Annotated in this window: 15 protein-coding genes and 2 pseudogenes; 6 read left to right on the top strand and 11 right to left on the bottom strand. The window is 46.8% G+C overall.

Going from position 1 to position 14,777, the window contains the following annotated elements; all coding sequences use genetic code 11:
* Positions 1-41 precede the first annotated feature (41 nt).
* Positions 42-566 carry an NAD(P)H-dependent oxidoreductase gene (locus AXI59_RS08835; RefSeq protein WP_061522715.1) on the top strand — a complete coding sequence of 175 codons (525 nt, stop codon included), beginning with the start codon at positions 42-44 and terminating at the stop codon, positions 564-566.
* A gap of 32 nt (positions 567-598) precedes the next feature.
* On the opposite strand, the gene AXI59_RS08830 is transcribed toward AXI59_RS08835, so the two are convergent.
* The 11 genes and pseudogenes from AXI59_RS08830 to AXI59_RS08785 form a co-directional block, all read right to left on the bottom strand.
* Positions 599-892, bottom strand: coding sequence for a DUF3892 domain-containing protein (locus AXI59_RS08830; RefSeq protein WP_061522607.1), 294 nt, complete (start codon positions 890-892; stop codon positions 599-601).
* A 238-nt stretch (positions 893-1,130) separates the two neighbouring features.
* The gene (locus tag AXI59_RS08825) at positions 1,131-1,661 is read right to left on the bottom strand and encodes an SH3 domain-containing protein (RefSeq protein ID WP_061527975.1); all 531 of its coding nucleotides are present in this window, start codon (positions 1,659-1,661) and stop codon (positions 1,131-1,133) included.
* Between the two features lie 61 nt (positions 1,662-1,722).
* A complete protein-coding gene (rbsB, locus tag AXI59_RS08820; protein WP_061527974.1) occupies positions 1,723-2,640 on the bottom strand; it encodes a ribose ABC transporter substrate-binding protein RbsB in 918 nt (305 codons plus the stop codon).
* Positions 2,641-2,650: 10 nt separating this feature from the next.
* Positions 2,651-3,622 (bottom strand): ribose ABC transporter permease RbsC, encoded by a 972-nt coding sequence (gene rbsC, locus AXI59_RS08815; protein ID WP_061527973.1) that lies wholly within the window; start codon positions 3,620-3,622, stop codon positions 2,651-2,653.
* Positions 3,612-5,105 (bottom strand): sugar ABC transporter ATP-binding protein, encoded by a 1,494-nt coding sequence (locus tag AXI59_RS08810; protein WP_061527972.1) that lies wholly within the window; start codon positions 5,103-5,105, stop codon positions 3,612-3,614. Before AXI59_RS08810 ends, rbsC begins: the two co-directional genes overlap by 11 nt.
* Positions 5,106-5,121: 16 nt before the next feature.
* On the bottom strand, positions 5,122-5,517 hold the full coding sequence (rbsD, locus tag AXI59_RS08805) for a D-ribose pyranase (RefSeq protein ID WP_061522615.1): 396 nt from the start codon (positions 5,515-5,517) through the stop codon (positions 5,122-5,124).
* Positions 5,514-6,395, bottom strand: coding sequence for a ribokinase (rbsK, locus tag AXI59_RS08800; protein WP_061527971.1), 882 nt, complete (start codon positions 6,393-6,395; stop codon positions 5,514-5,516). Before rbsK ends, rbsD begins: the two co-directional genes overlap by 4 nt.
* On the bottom strand, positions 6,388-7,377 hold the full coding sequence (locus AXI59_RS08795) for a LacI family DNA-binding transcriptional regulator (RefSeq protein WP_061527970.1): 990 nt from the start codon (positions 7,375-7,377) through the stop codon (positions 6,388-6,390). Before AXI59_RS08795 ends, rbsK begins: the two co-directional genes overlap by 8 nt.
* Positions 7,378-7,473: 96 nt before the next feature.
* Complete coding sequence (locus AXI59_RS08790) at positions 7,474-7,977, bottom strand: Ger(x)C family spore germination C-terminal domain-containing protein (RefSeq protein WP_240491503.1); 504 nt, start codon at positions 7,975-7,977, stop codon at positions 7,474-7,476.
* Positions 7,978-8,011: 34 nt separating this feature from the next.
* Positions 8,012-8,179: pseudogene (locus tag AXI59_RS19745) on the bottom strand (GerAB/ArcD/ProY family transporter); the annotation flags it as partial.
* Positions 8,169-9,572: pseudogene (locus AXI59_RS08785) on the bottom strand (spore germination protein). The pseudogenes AXI59_RS19745 and AXI59_RS08785, both read right to left, overlap by 11 nt.
* 802 nt (positions 9,573-10,374) lie before the next feature.
* Between AXI59_RS08785 and pgsB the strand changes: the two are divergent.
* The 5 genes from pgsB to AXI59_RS08765 all read left to right on the top strand — a co-directional run bounded on the left by pgsB (position 10,375) and on the right by AXI59_RS08765 (position 14,777).
* Positions 10,375-11,556 carry a poly-gamma-glutamate synthase PgsB gene (pgsB, locus tag AXI59_RS08780; protein ID WP_061522618.1) on the top strand — a complete coding sequence of 394 codons (1,182 nt, stop codon included), beginning with the start codon at positions 10,375-10,377 and terminating at the stop codon, positions 11,554-11,556.
* Positions 11,557-11,570: 14 nt separating this feature from the next.
* Positions 11,571-12,020, top strand: coding sequence for a poly-gamma-glutamate biosynthesis protein PgsC (gene pgsC / locus AXI59_RS08775; protein ID WP_061522619.1), 450 nt, complete (start codon positions 11,571-11,573; stop codon positions 12,018-12,020).
* 18 nt (positions 12,021-12,038) lie between these two features.
* On the top strand, positions 12,039-13,187 hold the full coding sequence (locus tag AXI59_RS08770) for a CapA family protein (protein WP_061522620.1): 1,149 nt from the start codon (positions 12,039-12,041) through the stop codon (positions 13,185-13,187).
* Between the two features lie 6 nt (positions 13,188-13,193).
* Positions 13,194-13,355 (top strand): extrachromosomal elements maintenance protein EdmS, encoded by a 162-nt coding sequence (gene edmS / locus AXI59_RS19990; RefSeq protein ID WP_167348368.1) that lies wholly within the window; start codon positions 13,194-13,196, stop codon positions 13,353-13,355.
* Between the two features lie 183 nt (positions 13,356-13,538).
* Positions 13,539-14,777, top strand: coding sequence for a C40 family peptidase (locus AXI59_RS08765; RefSeq protein WP_061527969.1), 1,239 nt, complete (start codon positions 13,539-13,541; stop codon positions 14,775-14,777).

Genomic DNA, 14,777 nt, shown 5'->3' with positions numbered 1-14,777 from the left:
ATAAGGTAAAATACAGTCAAAAGGGTAAAGGTGTGGTTGCTGTGAAAACAATGGTTTTAATTGTTCATCCCCATATGGAAAACTCGGCAGTCAATAAGGCGTGGGCGGAAGAATTAAAAACACATGATGATATTACTGTCCGTGAGCTTTATAAAGAATATCCGAATGAAGAAATTGATGCGGAGAAAGAGCGGCAGCTGTGTGAACAGCATGATCGGATTGTTTTTCAATTTCCGCTGTATTGGTACAGCTCGCCTCCGCTTTTAAAGAAATGGCTTGATCACGTGCTGATTTATGGATGGGCTTACGGATCTGAAGGAAATGCTCTCCGAGGCAAAGAATTGATGCTGGCTGTGTCTGTAGGTGCCGAAGAGGATAAATACCAGGCTGGCGGCGCCAATCATTTTTCATTAAGTGAGCTTTTAAAACCGTTTCAGGCAACGTGCAATTTTACCGGCATGACATATTTGCCGCCTTTCGCGTTTTACGGCGTAATGAACACCGGTGCGGCGGACATTGCCGACAGCGCAAAACGGCTGGCCGGCTACATCAAAAAATCATTTTAAGCAAAAGCCCTGATCATCAGGGCTTTTTTTTGTTAAAACTCAGGCAGCTCGCTTAAATTATTTTCCTTTATCCCGTCCGGCTCGCTGCGCAATATATCCCGCCCGTATTTATGAAAGACGTCCGTGTGGGCAAGCAGGCCGGCTTTCGCTTCCGCCAATGCTGAAGGGTAATCAAGTTCCCTGCCCCTGTTTGTCTTCACGGCGATGATATTGCCGTCATCATTTCTTCTGACAGCGATAATTTCTTCCTCACCCGGATGTGCCGTAGGCTGTTTCTCAGTCTCGCGGTGCTTATATTGTTCATACGCTTCTTCAAAATGATCCATGATGCCACCTCCATTTATTAAGGTAAACGAATCGGCTTTATATCATTCATTTGTTCTATATAAAAAATGATTGACTCAGTTGACATGAAACCGTATACTGAAAGCGCAAACATAGCACATATGACTGTGTATTGCACATTTGTGCATTCTCAGGAAATATTCCGGTCTTCGACATTTCTATCTGCCGTTAGGGAATAAAAAACGGATTTCGCGCCGAATTGCGAAATCCGTTTTGACATTATTTTAACTTTTGCAGATCTTTTGTGCTGATATATCCGGTTGAGCCGCCGTAATCGACAAGCGCCCAGCCGAAATCAAAGCCGCCATGCGGGGTCTTGTTCCAGCCTAGAAAAGAAACGCTTGTGTTTTTAGGAAGGGTTGTTTTGACAGCTTTTTCTGTATATACCTTTGTTTTAGCTGTTGTTTTCACCGTCGTTGCTTCTTTGACAATATAATGAGTTGATACAAATCCGGTTTTGCCGTTTTTATAATGTACTTTAGCCCAGTCGGCATTCGGATATGAAATAACCTTTAAGCTGTCGCCTAAATGAAGGATATCAGCTTTCGGACTTGTTGCTGACGCTTTTGTTCGTACGTGCAATGCCTCAGATGAAACGAGATAAGAGTCTAACGGATAGCTGTATAGGTCGTCAATTTTGACGGCTTCTGCAGCTTGGCTTTTCGGAATCGGCGCGATGCCGGCCGCGGAAGCCGCCGTAATCCCTGCGGCCAGGGTGAGAATGGACACTGTTTTTGCTGGTTTCTTCATCTATCTCTCTCCTTTTATTTTATTCTTTTCACGTTTTGGCTAAAGAATAAACATCAGGCGGTTACTTTTGTGTCCGAAGCTTTAATGGCGCAGAGATGGTTTTTTTGACTTTTTCCCCTTTCAAAACTTGCTCAGCGGCTTCAGCCGCCAGTTTTCCGATCAGTTCCGGCTGCTGAGCCACAGTGGCTGTCAGCTTCCCGTTTTTTATCGAAGCAAGGGCGTCTTTCGTTCCGTCAAAGCCGACGACAAGAATGTGTTTGCCTGAGCTGTTGATTGCTTCGAGCGCGCCGAGCGCCATTTCATCATTATGGGCGAACACGGCTTGAATGTCGGGATGGCCTTGCAGCAGGTTTTCCATGACGGTCAGTCCTTTTGTCCGGTCAAAATCGGCTGCTTGTTTTGTTACGACGTTCAGCTTTTTGTCAGCAATGTTGTGGAAGCCGGTGCCGCGCTCTCTCGTCGCAGAAGCGCCCGGAACCCCTTGCAGTTCAGCGACCTTGGCGCCTTTTCCGAGTTGATCCGCGAGATAGTCAGCCGCCATTTCGCCACCTTTGATATTGTCAGACGCAACGAGCGATTCGACTTTGCCGTGTTCAGCGGAGCGGTCAAGCGCAATGACAGGGATGCTGAGTGAATTCGCCGATTCGACGGCTGTTGAAATTGCCGATGAGTCAGTCGGATTGATTAACAATGCGTCGACTCCTTGCTGAATCAAATCTTCCACGTCGTTTGACTGTTTAGATGAATCATTTTGGGCATCTACGACAATGACCTTCATGCCCCGTTTTTTCGCTTCTTTCAGAACCCCTTCTTTTAGTGACACGAAGAACGGGTTGTTCAGCGTGGAGACGGACAGGCCGATCGTATATTCTTTTTTATGTTTCGAGTTTGACGGTTTCGCCCATTGAGGCGGGTCAAGTGAACAGGCTGACAGCAAAAACAATGATAATGTGACAATCGCAATGATGGCTTTCTTCATATATATCCTCCTATGCCGATTTCTTGCGGTCCAGCAATACCGCGATTAAAATAACGATTCCTTTGACGACGAGCTGATAAAAAGACGACACGCCGAGAAGGTTCAATCCATTATTGAGCGTCCCGATAATCAAAACCCCGATTAACGTTCCGACAATGCGCCCGCGTCCGCCGGAAAGGCTCGTTCCGCCGAGAACGACCGCGGCAATGGCATCCAGCTCGTATGATTCTCCGGCCGTCGGCTGCGCAGAATTTAAGCGAGATGTCAGAATGGCGCCGGCCAGAGCCGATAACAAACCTGTCAGGGAATAGATCATGATCTTGATCCGCGGCACTTTAATTCCGGATATCAGCGCCGCTTTCTCATTGCCGCCGATTGCGTACGTCCGCCGCCCGAATGGTGTTTTATGCAGAAGAATCCACAGAAGGGCAAACGTGATCAGCATGGTAATGGCCGGAACGGGAATGCCGAGAAAATACCCGCGCCCGAATAATTGAAAAGCGTAACCAGAGCCGAGTCCCGTAATCGGATTGCCGTCCGTATACACGAGAGTCAATCCGCGGAAGACCGTCATTGTTGCTAAAGTGGCAATGAATGGCGCCATCTTTCCTTTTGTGATTAATAAACCGTTGATCATGCCGAGCACCGCGCCGATCGCACAGCCGAGGATGACGGCGAGAATCGGGTCAATGCCGGACACCATCATTCCGGCGACCAAGGCGCTGGATAAGGCGAGAATGGCTCCTACAGAAAGGTCGATGCCGCCCGTCAAAATCACAAAGGTCATTCCGAATGCGATCAGCGCGTTAATCGCGACTTGGCGAAGCAAATTGAGAATATTTAACGGCTCAAGAAAGCTCGGGTTTAAAATAGAAACGATGATCACGAGAATCAATAATCCGAGAAACGGGCCGAGTTTTTGCGTAAATGTATCAAAAGAAAAACGCTTTTGTTCAGTTGATTTCATTGGTTCAGTTTTCATCCTGCTGCCCTCCCGTGGCAAGTGTCATAATATGTTCTTGTGTGGCGCCTGCTGCATTGATTTCTCCATTGATGCGCCCTTCGTGGACCACGATGATTCTGTCACTCATGCCGAGAATTTCCGGAAGCTCGGAAGACACCATAATAATGGCAACGCCGCGATCGGTCAGTTCATTCATTAATGAATAAATTTCTCTTTTCGCTCCTACATCCACACCCCTTGTCGGTTCATCCAGGATGAGGACTTTAGGGCCGATCCCGATCCATTTGGCGATGACGACTTTTTGCTGGTTTCCCCCGGATAAGTGGCGCGCAGCAATTTCCGGAGAGGCGGTTTTAATGGTCAGCCGCTTGATGAGCAGCTCGACAAATTCCGCTTCGCGTTTTCGGTCAATGATGCCTTTAGGGGAGAAACTCGTAAGGCTCGGCAATGCGATGTTTTCCCGAATCGATGTATCCAGCAGCAATCCTTCATCCTTGCGGTTTTCCGTGATCAGGCCTAGTCCCTTGCGGATGGCGTCATGCGGCCCATGAATCTTTGTTTGCTGTCCTGACATCCATATCTCCCCCGAGTCAAGCCGGTCGATGCCGAACAGCGCCCGCATGATTTCTGTGCGTCCCGCACCCATCAATCCGGAGACGCCGAGGATTTCTCCGGCGCGCACATGGAAACTGACTTGTGAAAAGCTCCCTTTTTTTGAAGCGTTTTTAACTTCAAGCACCTTTTCGCCAAGAGAGGGGGTGCGTTCCGGATAACGGTCAGTCAGCTCACGCCCGACCATTTTTTTGACGACGTCATCAAAGCTTGTGTCTTTGATGTGTGCCGTATCGACAGTGAGGCCGTCACGCATAATCGTGATGCGGTCGCAAATCGAAAAGATTTCTTCCATTCGGTGCGAAATATAGACGATGGACACGCCGTCTTTTTTTAATGCCGTCATCACTTCAAACAGCTTGCTGATTTCCCGTTCTGTCAGCGCTGCGGTCGGTTCATCCATAATGATGACTTCGGCGTTTGTCATCAGCGCCTTGGCAATCTCAATCATTTGCTGCTGGCCGACAGAGCATTGTCCGGCTTCCAGATCAAGAGGAAGAGAGACACCCAATTTCTCAAGCTGTAATTTTGCTAGCGCTTTCATTTTCTTCATATCCAAAACCCCGAATGCTGTCGTCAGCTCTTTGCCGATAAAGAGGTTTTCCAGCACCGTCATTTCCGGCCATATATTCAGTTCCTGATGGATAAAAGCGATTCCGTGCTTCTCGGCTTCTTTCGGATTGGAGAAGCTCGTTTTTGTTCCGTTAATTGAGATATGCCCTTTGTCGAGGCGGTGCAGCCCGGTGAGCAGGTTCATCAACGTGGATTTGCCCGCTCCGTTCTCTCCCATTAAAGCATGGATTTCCCCCGGCTGAAGCTCAAATGAGACGCCGGAGAGCACCTGGTTTTTCCCGAATGCTTTATGAATATCTGTCATGACGATGTGCATTCTGTATCCCTTCTTTCTAGAAAATCACACCCGCCTGCAGAATGCAGTTGGCGTATGGTGTCATTTCACCCGTCCGAATGACGGCTTTTGCTTTCTGTGTGAGCCGTTTAAATTCTTCATGGGGAATGTATTCAATCGGCTGCTCTGAAAATCGGCTTTCTAAAAAGCTTGCATTCTTATGGTTTGCGTCTTTGATTTCTGAAGCGGCAATGACCTTTTCAACGGCCATTTCCTCAGCAAGTAATCCGGCGACGTCCCGGAAGGCGGGGACACCCGCCTGTAAGGACAAATCAATTTTGACCACTCCGTCGGGGACGGGCAAACCAGCATCTGCGATCGCAATGAGGTCTGTATGGCCGAAATCGGCTAATAGTTTGGCAATGTGGCTGTTTAAGATACCGTGTTTTTTCATGACAGCAGCTCCTCAACTTCTTCTCTGGACGGCATGCCGCCTTGGGCGCCGAATTTTTGCACCGACAGGGAGGCGGCGCGGTTGGCAAACAGCAGCGCTTGTTCGATGTCTTGTCCTTCCGCAAGAGCGACGGCAAATGCTGCATTAAAGGTATCGCCCGCCCCGGTTGTGTCTATTGCCTCAACTGGAAAGGCGGGAACGAGGCGTTCTGCGGCGCCATCTGAGTACCGCACGCCTTTTTTCCCCTCGGTAATGAACAATTTGCCGGGATAATCAGCCAGCGCTTCTTCCTTAGTCTGATCAGGAAATAAGATAGATGCTTCATGTTCATTCGGCGTTACATATGCGGCATCTTCAATGGTTGCTGCTTTCAGCGGACGGGCGGGCGCCGGATTGAGCATGACCGGAATATGGCGGGCGCGGCAGTATCTGCATACTTCCTCAACGGTTTCTTCCGGAATCTCCTGCTGAATCAGCACGATATCAATGCTGGGTAGCTCGGCGATCGCTTTTTTCGCATAGTCAGGAGAGATGTCATCATTCGCGCCTTTGATGACGACGATACTGTTGTCTCCTTCCGCCAGCACGATATGAGCCGTACCGCTTTCTTTATGTGTAACCGTTTCCATATATTCCGTATTTACGCCGTTTGCTTGTAAGTTGCCGACAATTGCTTTTCCATAGCTGTCATCTCCGACTTTCCCTACCATATAAACGTTAGCGCCTAAGCGGGAAGCGGCTACGGCCTGATTGGCGCCTTTTCCGCCGGGCACGGTTTTAAAAGCTGTGCCCAGTACGGTTTCACCAGCCTTCGGACGTATATCCGATGTAACGACTAAATCCATAGAACAGCTGCCGATTACGCAAATTTTACTCATGGTCATCATCCTTTCTCGTCGTTTGTCTTTTGATGAAAGTGACAGGCATTTGAATGGCCGTCTCTGTCAGCGGCTCTTTTTTTATCATATGTAACAGCAGGTTTGCGGCTTCTTTTCCCATCTCATATGCCGGCTGGCGAACGGTGGAAAGGGGCGGGAACAGCAGACTGCTTTGCGGAATATCGTCATAACCGATGATCTGAATATCTTGCGGGACTTTCTTTCCGAGCCGCAGCGCTTCATGCAAAACGGCCGCCGCTGCAATATCATTGCTGGCAATGACTCCGTCGGTCTCCGGATATGCGGCAAACAATTCTTCCGCTAAAGCCGCAGCATCGTTCAGTGAAAATGAAGCGGCTGACATCACTTGGAACTGTGCGTCTGTGTTCTGCAGCACGTCAAGTGCGCCGCTGAACCGTTCCTGAGCGGTTGGAAGATGATCCGGGCCTTTGACAAGCGTGATGCATTTGCTTCCTCCGCGCAGCATTTCCTCGGCCGCGATTTTTCCTCCGGCCCGTCCATCGCTGAATACGGAGGGAGCGCCTTCTTTTGTCCGATCCAGAAAAACAACCGGGTAAAAGCTGCCGCTGTATTCGGGAAGATCAGGGTAATTTGTGGCCGCCAAAATCCCGGCAACTTGGTTTTGTTTAAACGTTTGAAGGTAATCGAGCTCTTTTTCCAATTCTTCATCACTGTTGCCGATGATCAGCCGATAGCCCTCGCGCTGCAATTCGTCTTCAGCGCCGCGGGCAAGCTGCGGGAAAAAGGGATTCGTAATATCCGGAAGCAAAAGCCCGATCAGCCTGGATTCTCTTTTATAAAGAGAGCGGGCCACTTCATTCGGATAATAATTCAGTTTTTTCATCGCGAGCATAACCTTTGTTCTTGTGTCCTCATGCACGTAGCCGTTGTCATTGAGCACACGGGAGACCGTGGCAACAGAGACGCCGGCAGCGCCTGCGACATCCTTAATCGTTGCCAACAAGCACGCCTCCTTTTGATTTGTGTAACCGTTTACATATACAAGATTATCACGAACATTTTCTGTTGGCAATAAAAAAAGGAGGGCGGCCTCCTTTTAATCGACAATACCAATTTGAGAAATTTTTACATGAATATCAGGGATAATCTCGATGGAAGGGTAGACCTCCCGCCATTTGAGGCGTTTGCCTTGTTTAAAATAATGCGATTGATATTTTCGGCCGATCCCAAAGATGTCAGTGTTGTGTTGCTGTATGTGGCGGATGACTGATTTGGCCTGTTCATTTAAGTTTGCCGAGGACTGTTTGTTGATTTGTGCAATCTCATACGAATCAAGCCTGTCTTTCGGATATTCATCGACGCGTGCGTTAAGTTTTAAGAAAATCTTCACTTTGATATGCTGAGGGTCTGCATTCAAAAATGTAATCTTTTGCGTTGCATCGGTAATGGTGAGAGAGATATAATTTTCAATATCCATTTTATATTTGTTCCACAGCTTCAGGTTAATGTTGGCCGTTTTAGAAAAATGGCCGTTTAAAAGCGTCAGCAGGGTGGAATCCTGGCCGAGCACCTCGGTCACTTTTTTTTGCCCTCTGAACAAAGCCGAGCCTTCCACTTTCACGGTTTGTCCGTTACAGGCTGCAGGTGAGCTGAACGATCACCCCCGTCAGCAGGATGGAAATCCATCCGCTGCTTCCCGACTTCACTATCAGCAAATGAGGCAGCGCCAGCACACCGATGCTGATTTGCGTCTGAAGGATGAAACACACCGCTTGAAGCTGGCTGATTTTTTTAGGTTTCATCTCTTCTCCACCCCCGAACATGTTTAATTTGTTTAGAATCTTTCGGTCTTAGATAAAAAGGTCTTCTTTTAATGAACCAAGCCGGGATAAAGGCATCCTTTAAATCACTGAAATGAAAAGGCGTCAGAGATGATAAATAAGGCACGCCGAGCGACTCGAGCTTGCATAAGTTCATCAGAATGATTCCGAATCCCAGCCCGATTCCGATAAAACCGAACGAAGCCGCCAGAAACATGAGCGGAAACCTGACGGTGCGAATGGACGTGCTCATTTCATATGAAGGAAGCACGAAAGACGAAACAGCCGTCACGGCTACGACGATAACCATCATATTTGAGATAAGACCTGCTTTAACGACGGCGTCACCGATAACAAGCCCGCCGACGATGCCGATTGTCTGGCTGATCGGTTTCGGGAGCCGTATACCGGCTTCGCGGATCAGCTCAATCGTAATTTCCATAATCATGGCTTCAATCAGCGGAGGAAAAGGGATATCGACAATTGAATTTTTCATCGTAATAATCAGATCATTAGGAATGACCTCGAAATGAAACGCAATTAACGCAATATAAAAAGCAGGCAGCGTAATCGCAATCATAAAAGCGAAAAATCTGAGCACTCTCAAAAAGCTGGCAGAAATCCATCTAGTGCTGTAATCATCGGGCGATTGGAAAAAAGAAAAAAAGGTAATCGGCGCAATCAGTGCGGACGGGCTCCCGTCCATCATGACAATAACGCAGCCTTCCATGATACTGGCTTTTGCTTTATCCGGCCGTTCCGTATGAATGATCTGCGGAAAAATGGAAAACGAATTGTCTTCTATCGATTCCTCGATAATTCCCGGCGCCAGCAAACTGTCAATTCGCAGATAGGACAGGCGCCGCTTCACTTCATCAACAATTTCGGGATTTGCGATATTTTCGATATAGATCACGGCAACCTTCGTTTTGGCCCTTTCTCCGATATCCATGTAATGAACAGAGAGGTGGCGGTCTTGAATATGGAACCGCAGCTGGTGAATGTTCGTATCCAAACTTTCCACAAAGCCATTATGGGCGCCCCGGACAATGCTTTCTGATTCAGGTTCCGTAATGGCACGCAGCGGGTTTTGCCCGACGGAAAACAGCTTCGCCTTGTCAGAAGCGTCGCTGAGATAAACCACTTGCCCCGCCAGAATGCCGTCCACAATGCTGCGGATCTCATTTGTTTCTGTGCTGCTGATGGAATCGATTGTTTTCTCAAGCGAGCCGCTCTGCACGGGGTCGCTTAACAGAAACTCATTCAGCTTCTTTTCCTCAATCATGTGTTCAATATAAAAAAAAGCGTTTTAGCGTTCCTGCAGTTTGATCCTTCGTATCTTTAAATCTCCGCAAACACACATAAGCTCCTGCATTTTTCGGACAGCGGATTCAAAATCGCCCGGTAACAGCCTGTTTTGCTTTTCTCAGGCATCAGACCGCCTCCTTTCTCAGGGTTATCTGTAGTTTTCAGCGGGCATTCCGTTTTTATTCATTTTATAAAACGGAGGAATTTCTTGATTTTCCTTGATGTTTTGCCAAAGTCTGCTCAATTATGGATGAACATTTCATGAACGAATATTAAGTATTGTTAAAATTGTTTCAAAAGGGTGAGATATGGCCTGTAAACGAAGAAAAAGAAGATGGACTTTCCGCATAGAAAATGTTTATTTCTTGCAAAGAAGCCGGACTCCCCTTTCTCTGTCATTTTCATGCTGCACTGGTAGTTATTTTGGAATAGGACTGTCCGACGGATGCGGGGCAAAAATGAATGACTTTATGACCTTATCCTTAAAAAAACAGCCTGTCCGGCCATCTGTGGAAATACAGCCGAAAACGTGCGCCATTAGCGGGAAAGGCTGACAGAACGGGCTGAAAAAAGATGGATTTCAAGTGCATCTTTTTTTCGCCTGTCTCTCGTAGTCCAATCAGTCTAAATTCAAAAGCATGTCACAATGTAAACGGATTCATTTGACGGCGGAAAAATCGGAGTAAGAGTGAAGTCCTGTCTATTCCCAAAAAAAGCAATTGAATTATAGGAAGAAAAGCGCCAGTAATAGAGAAGTTTGGCTCAGTGAGGGCGGGAAGATTATGTTACATAATGCCGATTGAGAATTCATAGTGAACCTATATACTGATGAATGAATTTATCAATACAGAAGGAGATGTCAAAAATCAATGTGGTTACTCATTATAGCCTGTGCTGCCGTACTAGTCATCGGAATCATAGAAAAAAGGCGGCATCAGAAGAATATCGATGCTCTGCCAGTACGCGTCAATATTAATGGTATCCGCGGCAAGTCGACCGTTACGAGGCTGACGACCGGAATACTAGTGGAGGCGGGCTACAAAACAGTCGGAAAAACGACGGGAACAGATGCGAGAATGATCTATTGGGATACGCCTGAGGAAAAGCCGATCAAACGGAAACCGCAAGGACCTAATATCGGCGAGCAAAAAGAAGTCATGAAGGAAACCGTAGAACGCGGAGCTAATGCCATTGTCAGTGAGTGTATGGCGGTAAATCCGGATTATCAGATTATCTTTCAGGAAGAACTGCTTCAAGCCAACATCGGCGTCATCGTAAACGTGCTTGAAGACCATATGGATGTAATGGGGCCGACACTTGATGAAATTGCCGAAGCGTTTACCGCGACGATTCCTTATAACGGCCATCTCATTATTACAGACAGTGAATACACAGATTTCTTTAAAGAAAAAGCCGCAGAGCGGAATACCGAGGTCATCATTGCCGATAATTCTAAAATTACGGATGAGTACTTGCGGAAATTTGAATATATGGTCTTCCCGGATAATGCTTCACTTGCGCTCGGCGTTGCCCAAGCGCTCGGCATTGATGAAGAAACAGCGTTTAAAGGAATGCTGAATGCGCCGCCTGATCCAGGGGCCATGAGAATTTTGCCGCTTCTCAGTACGAGCGAGCCGGGTCATTTCGTTAATGGCTTTGCCGCAAATGATGCATCTTCTACTTTGAATATATGGAAACGCGTAAAGGAAATCGGCTACCCGACAGATGAACCGGTTGTCATCATGAACTGCCGCGCCGACCGTGTGGACAGAACCATCCAGTTCGCTAATGATGTACTGCCGTATATTAAAACGAAAGAACTCATCCTGATCGGCGAAACGACGGAACCGATTGTCAGAGCCTATGAAGAAGGCAAAATACCGGCCGATACGCTGCACGATCTTGAATACAAATCAACGGATGAAATTATGGAAGTACTGAAAACAAGAATGCATAACCGTGTCATATATGGCGTCGGAAACATCCACGGTTCAGCGGAACCTTTAATCGAAAAAATCCAAGAGTATAAGGTGAAACAGCTCGTTAGCTAGGAGGAAAAGGATAAATGTTCGGATCAGATTTATATATCTCACTTATTTTAGGCGTGTTAATCAGTTTAATTTTTGCGGAAAAAACGGGTATTGTGCCTGCCGGGTTAGTTGTCCCGGGATATTTGGGGCTTGTTTTTAATCAGCCGGTCTTTATTTTGCTCGTGCTATTCGTCAGTCTTCTTACATACGTCATCGTCAAATACGGGCTATCCAGATTTATGATTTTGTACGGCCGCAGAAAATTCGCAGCAATGCTTATTACAGGGATATGCTTAAAAATTGCACTTGATTTTCTCTATCCGATTGTCCCGTTTGAGATATCCGAATTCCGCGGAATCGGTATCATTGTCCCGGGATTGATTGCCAACACCATTCAGAAACAAGGATTAACGATCACATTTGCCAGCACGCTGTTCTTAAGCGGCGCAACTTTTGCCATTATGTTTGCTTACTACTTAATCTAATGTAAGGTGTGTCAAACGATGAAAAAACAATTAAGCTTTCAAGAAAAACTGCTGAAGCTGACAAAACAGCAGAAAAAGAAGACCAATCTTCACGTTTTTATCGCTCTGCCCATCGTCTTTTGCCTGATGTTTGTCTGCATATTGACAGGGAAGGCGGAAACGCCGAGTGTGAAACGGAATGCCGATGACCTAGTGTCAGCCTCTTTTGTCGGAGATATCATGATGGGCCGATATGTGGAAAAAGTCACAGGACATAAGGGAACAGAAAGCGTCTTCAGTTATGCGAAGCCATTCTTCCAAGCGTCCGACTACGTGTCAGGGAACTTTGAAAACCCGGTCACATATAAAAAGAACTACAAAGAAGCGGATAAAAACATTCACTTACAGTCAAATAAAGATGCCGTAAAAGTATTAAAAGATATGAATTTCACTGTTCTGACAGCCGCCAACAACCATGCGATGGATTACGGCGAACAGGGCATCCGGGATACACTTAATGAATTCTCACAGCAAAAGCTTGATCTCGTCGGAGCAGGTTCCACGCTGAAGGAAGCTGAGCAGAATATCTCTTATCAAGATGTAAACGGAATCAAAATCGCAACTTTAGGATTTACAGATGTATACGGAAAAAACTTTACCGCCAAACGAAATGCACCGGGCGTACTGCCGGCTGATCCGGAGCTGTTTATCCCGATGATTTCTAAGGCCAAAAAGAACGCGGATCTTGTCGTTGTCCAGACACACTGGGGCCAGGAATACGATAACGATCCGAATGACAGGCAGCGCCAATTGGCAAGAGCCATGTCAGATGCAGGCGCGGATATTATCGTCGGTCACCATCCGCACGTATTAGAGCCGATCGAAATGTACCACGGCACCGTCATTTTCTACAGCCTGGGGAACTTCGTATTCGACCAAGGATGGACGAGAACAAGAGACAGCGCGCTTGTCCAATATCATTTACAGAAAAATGGCACGGGACGTTTTGAAATCACGCCGATGAAAATTCATGAAGCGACGCCTGCGCCGGTCAAAAAAGGCAGCATCAATGAAAAAACGATTATACGTGAACTGACAAAAGAATCGAATTTCAAGTGGAGTGTCAAAGACGGAAAATTAACGTTTGATGTCGATCACAGCGATATTTTAAAAAAGAAAGCGGAGTGATGAACAATGAAAATCATTAAAGCAGCCTGGCCGTTCGCAGCTATTATTATGGTATTTATGTTTATGTCAGCTTTTAAATTTAACGATCAGCTGACGGATCAAGAGAAACAAAAAATCGATGCTGAAATGCAGAAAATTCAGCAAGAAGATACGTCAGACGCAAAATAAGCAGCAATTGCTCCCGGCTTGCCGGCAGCCTGTATTCAGGCTCCCCGGCAAGTCTTTTTTTTTTGCTTGCGGCATCTAAAGAATGCCTCTTTTAGGCATTCTTTTTTATATGCTTCCTCCTAAACATTTGTTAAAAGATACCGATGTTAAAACTACTAAATAGGAGGAGAGTGAATAGGGAACATGCTCACAAGCTGGAGGAAGTACATGCTTGCTGGCCTTATGATTTGCCTTGTGACACCTGTAATAACGAGAACAGAAATCGCCGAAGCGGATTCTCAAGCGTTTGCGCCGATGTTAGCAGAGGCGCAAACGCTTGTCGGATATAGATATCTTTACGGGGGTGAACAGCCGAAGGAAGGCTTCGATCCATCCGGATTCATTCATTATCTTTTCGCAAAGCAGAACATTCATCTGCCGAGAACGGTCAGTGATCAATGGAAAGTCGGAGCCGCTGTAAAAAAAGGCGATCTTTCACCTGGTGATATTGTCTTTTTCAGAAAATCAGATTCGTCAGGAAACACGCCTGTCCATGAAGGCCTTTATATCGGAGGCGGGGAGATGATTCACAGCTCCCAGTCCGCCGGAGTAACCGTTACCCGTTTTCAAAAAAGCAGCTATTGGACGAACTTATACCTTGGCGCAAGACGAATTTCAAAAGATCCGGAACTGGCCAATGACCCGATTGTGCAGGAAGCCGAACGGTATCTCGACATTCCGTATGTTTTTGGCGGAAGCAAGCCGGAAGAAGGGTTCGACTGTTCAGGATTTGTTCAATATGTATTTGAAAACAAGCTGCACATTTATTTGCCAAGATCTGCTGAACAGCAGTGGGCGGTCGGTGAAAAAATCAAAGTGACAGATATGCAGCCCGGAGACATTATCTATTTCCGCAACACGTATAAAAAAGGAATTTCTCACGCCGGGATTTATGCGGGCGGGGGCAGATTCATCCATGCCAGCCGCACAGAAAAGGTCACCATTTCTTACTTATCGGAAGATTATTGGCAAAAACGGCTTTCCGGTGTGCGCCGATTCAATAATTTGTCGATTTCCAAAGAAAACCCGATCGTTTCAGAGGCGGCTCTCTATATCGGAATCGCCCCATATCAGAAAGGCGGCGTCTCACCGGAAACAGGCTTTGATACGGCGGGCTTTATCCAATACGTCTATCAGAAAGCCGCAGGCATCAGCCTGCCGCGTTATGCGGAAAAACAAATGCAGGCGGGAACTCCGATTGATAAACAAGACGTAAAGCCTGGTGATTTAGTCTTCTTTAAAGCGGAAAGCTTAAATCCGGCCATCTATATCGGAAACGGCCAAGTAATTCACGCCACCGTATCGTCCGGTGTCACCATTACCAATATGAACACAAGCCAATACTGGAAGGATAAGTATGCAGGCAGTGTCAGGATTCCATAA

It is taken from the genome of Bacillus nakamurai (assembly GCF_001584325.1).
Lineage (GTDB): Bacteria > Bacillota > Bacilli > Bacillales > Bacillaceae > Bacillus > Bacillus nakamurai.
Note: the sequence above shows the minus strand (reverse complement) of the source record. Positions and strands in the feature narration are given on the sequence as shown.

Coding starts and splice junctions, on each gene's coding strand:
- AXI59_RS08830 (WP_061522607.1), bottom strand. CDS start 892: ATGGATCATTTTGAAGAAGCGTATGAACAATATAAGCACCGCGAGACT.
- AXI59_RS08825 (WP_061527975.1), bottom strand. CDS start 1,661: ATGAAGAAACCAGCAAAAACAGTGTCCATTCTCACCCTGGCCGCAGGG.
- rbsB (WP_061527974.1), bottom strand. CDS start 2,640: ATGAAGAAAGCCATCATTGCGATTGTCACATTATCATTGTTTTTGCTG.
- rbsC (WP_061527973.1), bottom strand. CDS start 3,622: ATGAAAACTGAACCAATGAAATCAACTGAACAAAAGCGTTTTTCTTTT.
- AXI59_RS08810 (WP_061527972.1), bottom strand. CDS start 5,105: ATGCACATCGTCATGACAGATATTCATAAAGCATTCGGGAAAAACCAG.
- rbsD (WP_061522615.1), bottom strand. CDS start 5,517: ATGAAAAAACACGGTATCTTAAACAGCCACATTGCCAAACTATTAGCC.
- rbsK (WP_061527971.1), bottom strand. CDS start 6,395: ATGAGTAAAATTTGCGTAATCGGCAGCTGTTCTATGGATTTAGTCGTT.
- pgsB (WP_061522618.1), top strand. CDS start 10,375: ATGTGGTTACTCATTATAGCCTGTGCTGCCGTACTAGTCATCGGAATC.
- pgsC (WP_061522619.1), top strand. CDS start 11,571: ATGTTCGGATCAGATTTATATATCTCACTTATTTTAGGCGTGTTAATC.
- AXI59_RS08770 (WP_061522620.1), top strand. CDS start 12,039: ATGAAAAAACAATTAAGCTTTCAAGAAAAACTGCTGAAGCTGACAAAA.
- edmS (WP_167348368.1), top strand. CDS start 13,194: ATGAAAATCATTAAAGCAGCCTGGCCGTTCGCAGCTATTATTATGGTA.
- AXI59_RS08765 (WP_061527969.1), top strand. CDS start 13,539: ATGCTCACAAGCTGGAGGAAGTACATGCTTGCTGGCCTTATGATTTGC.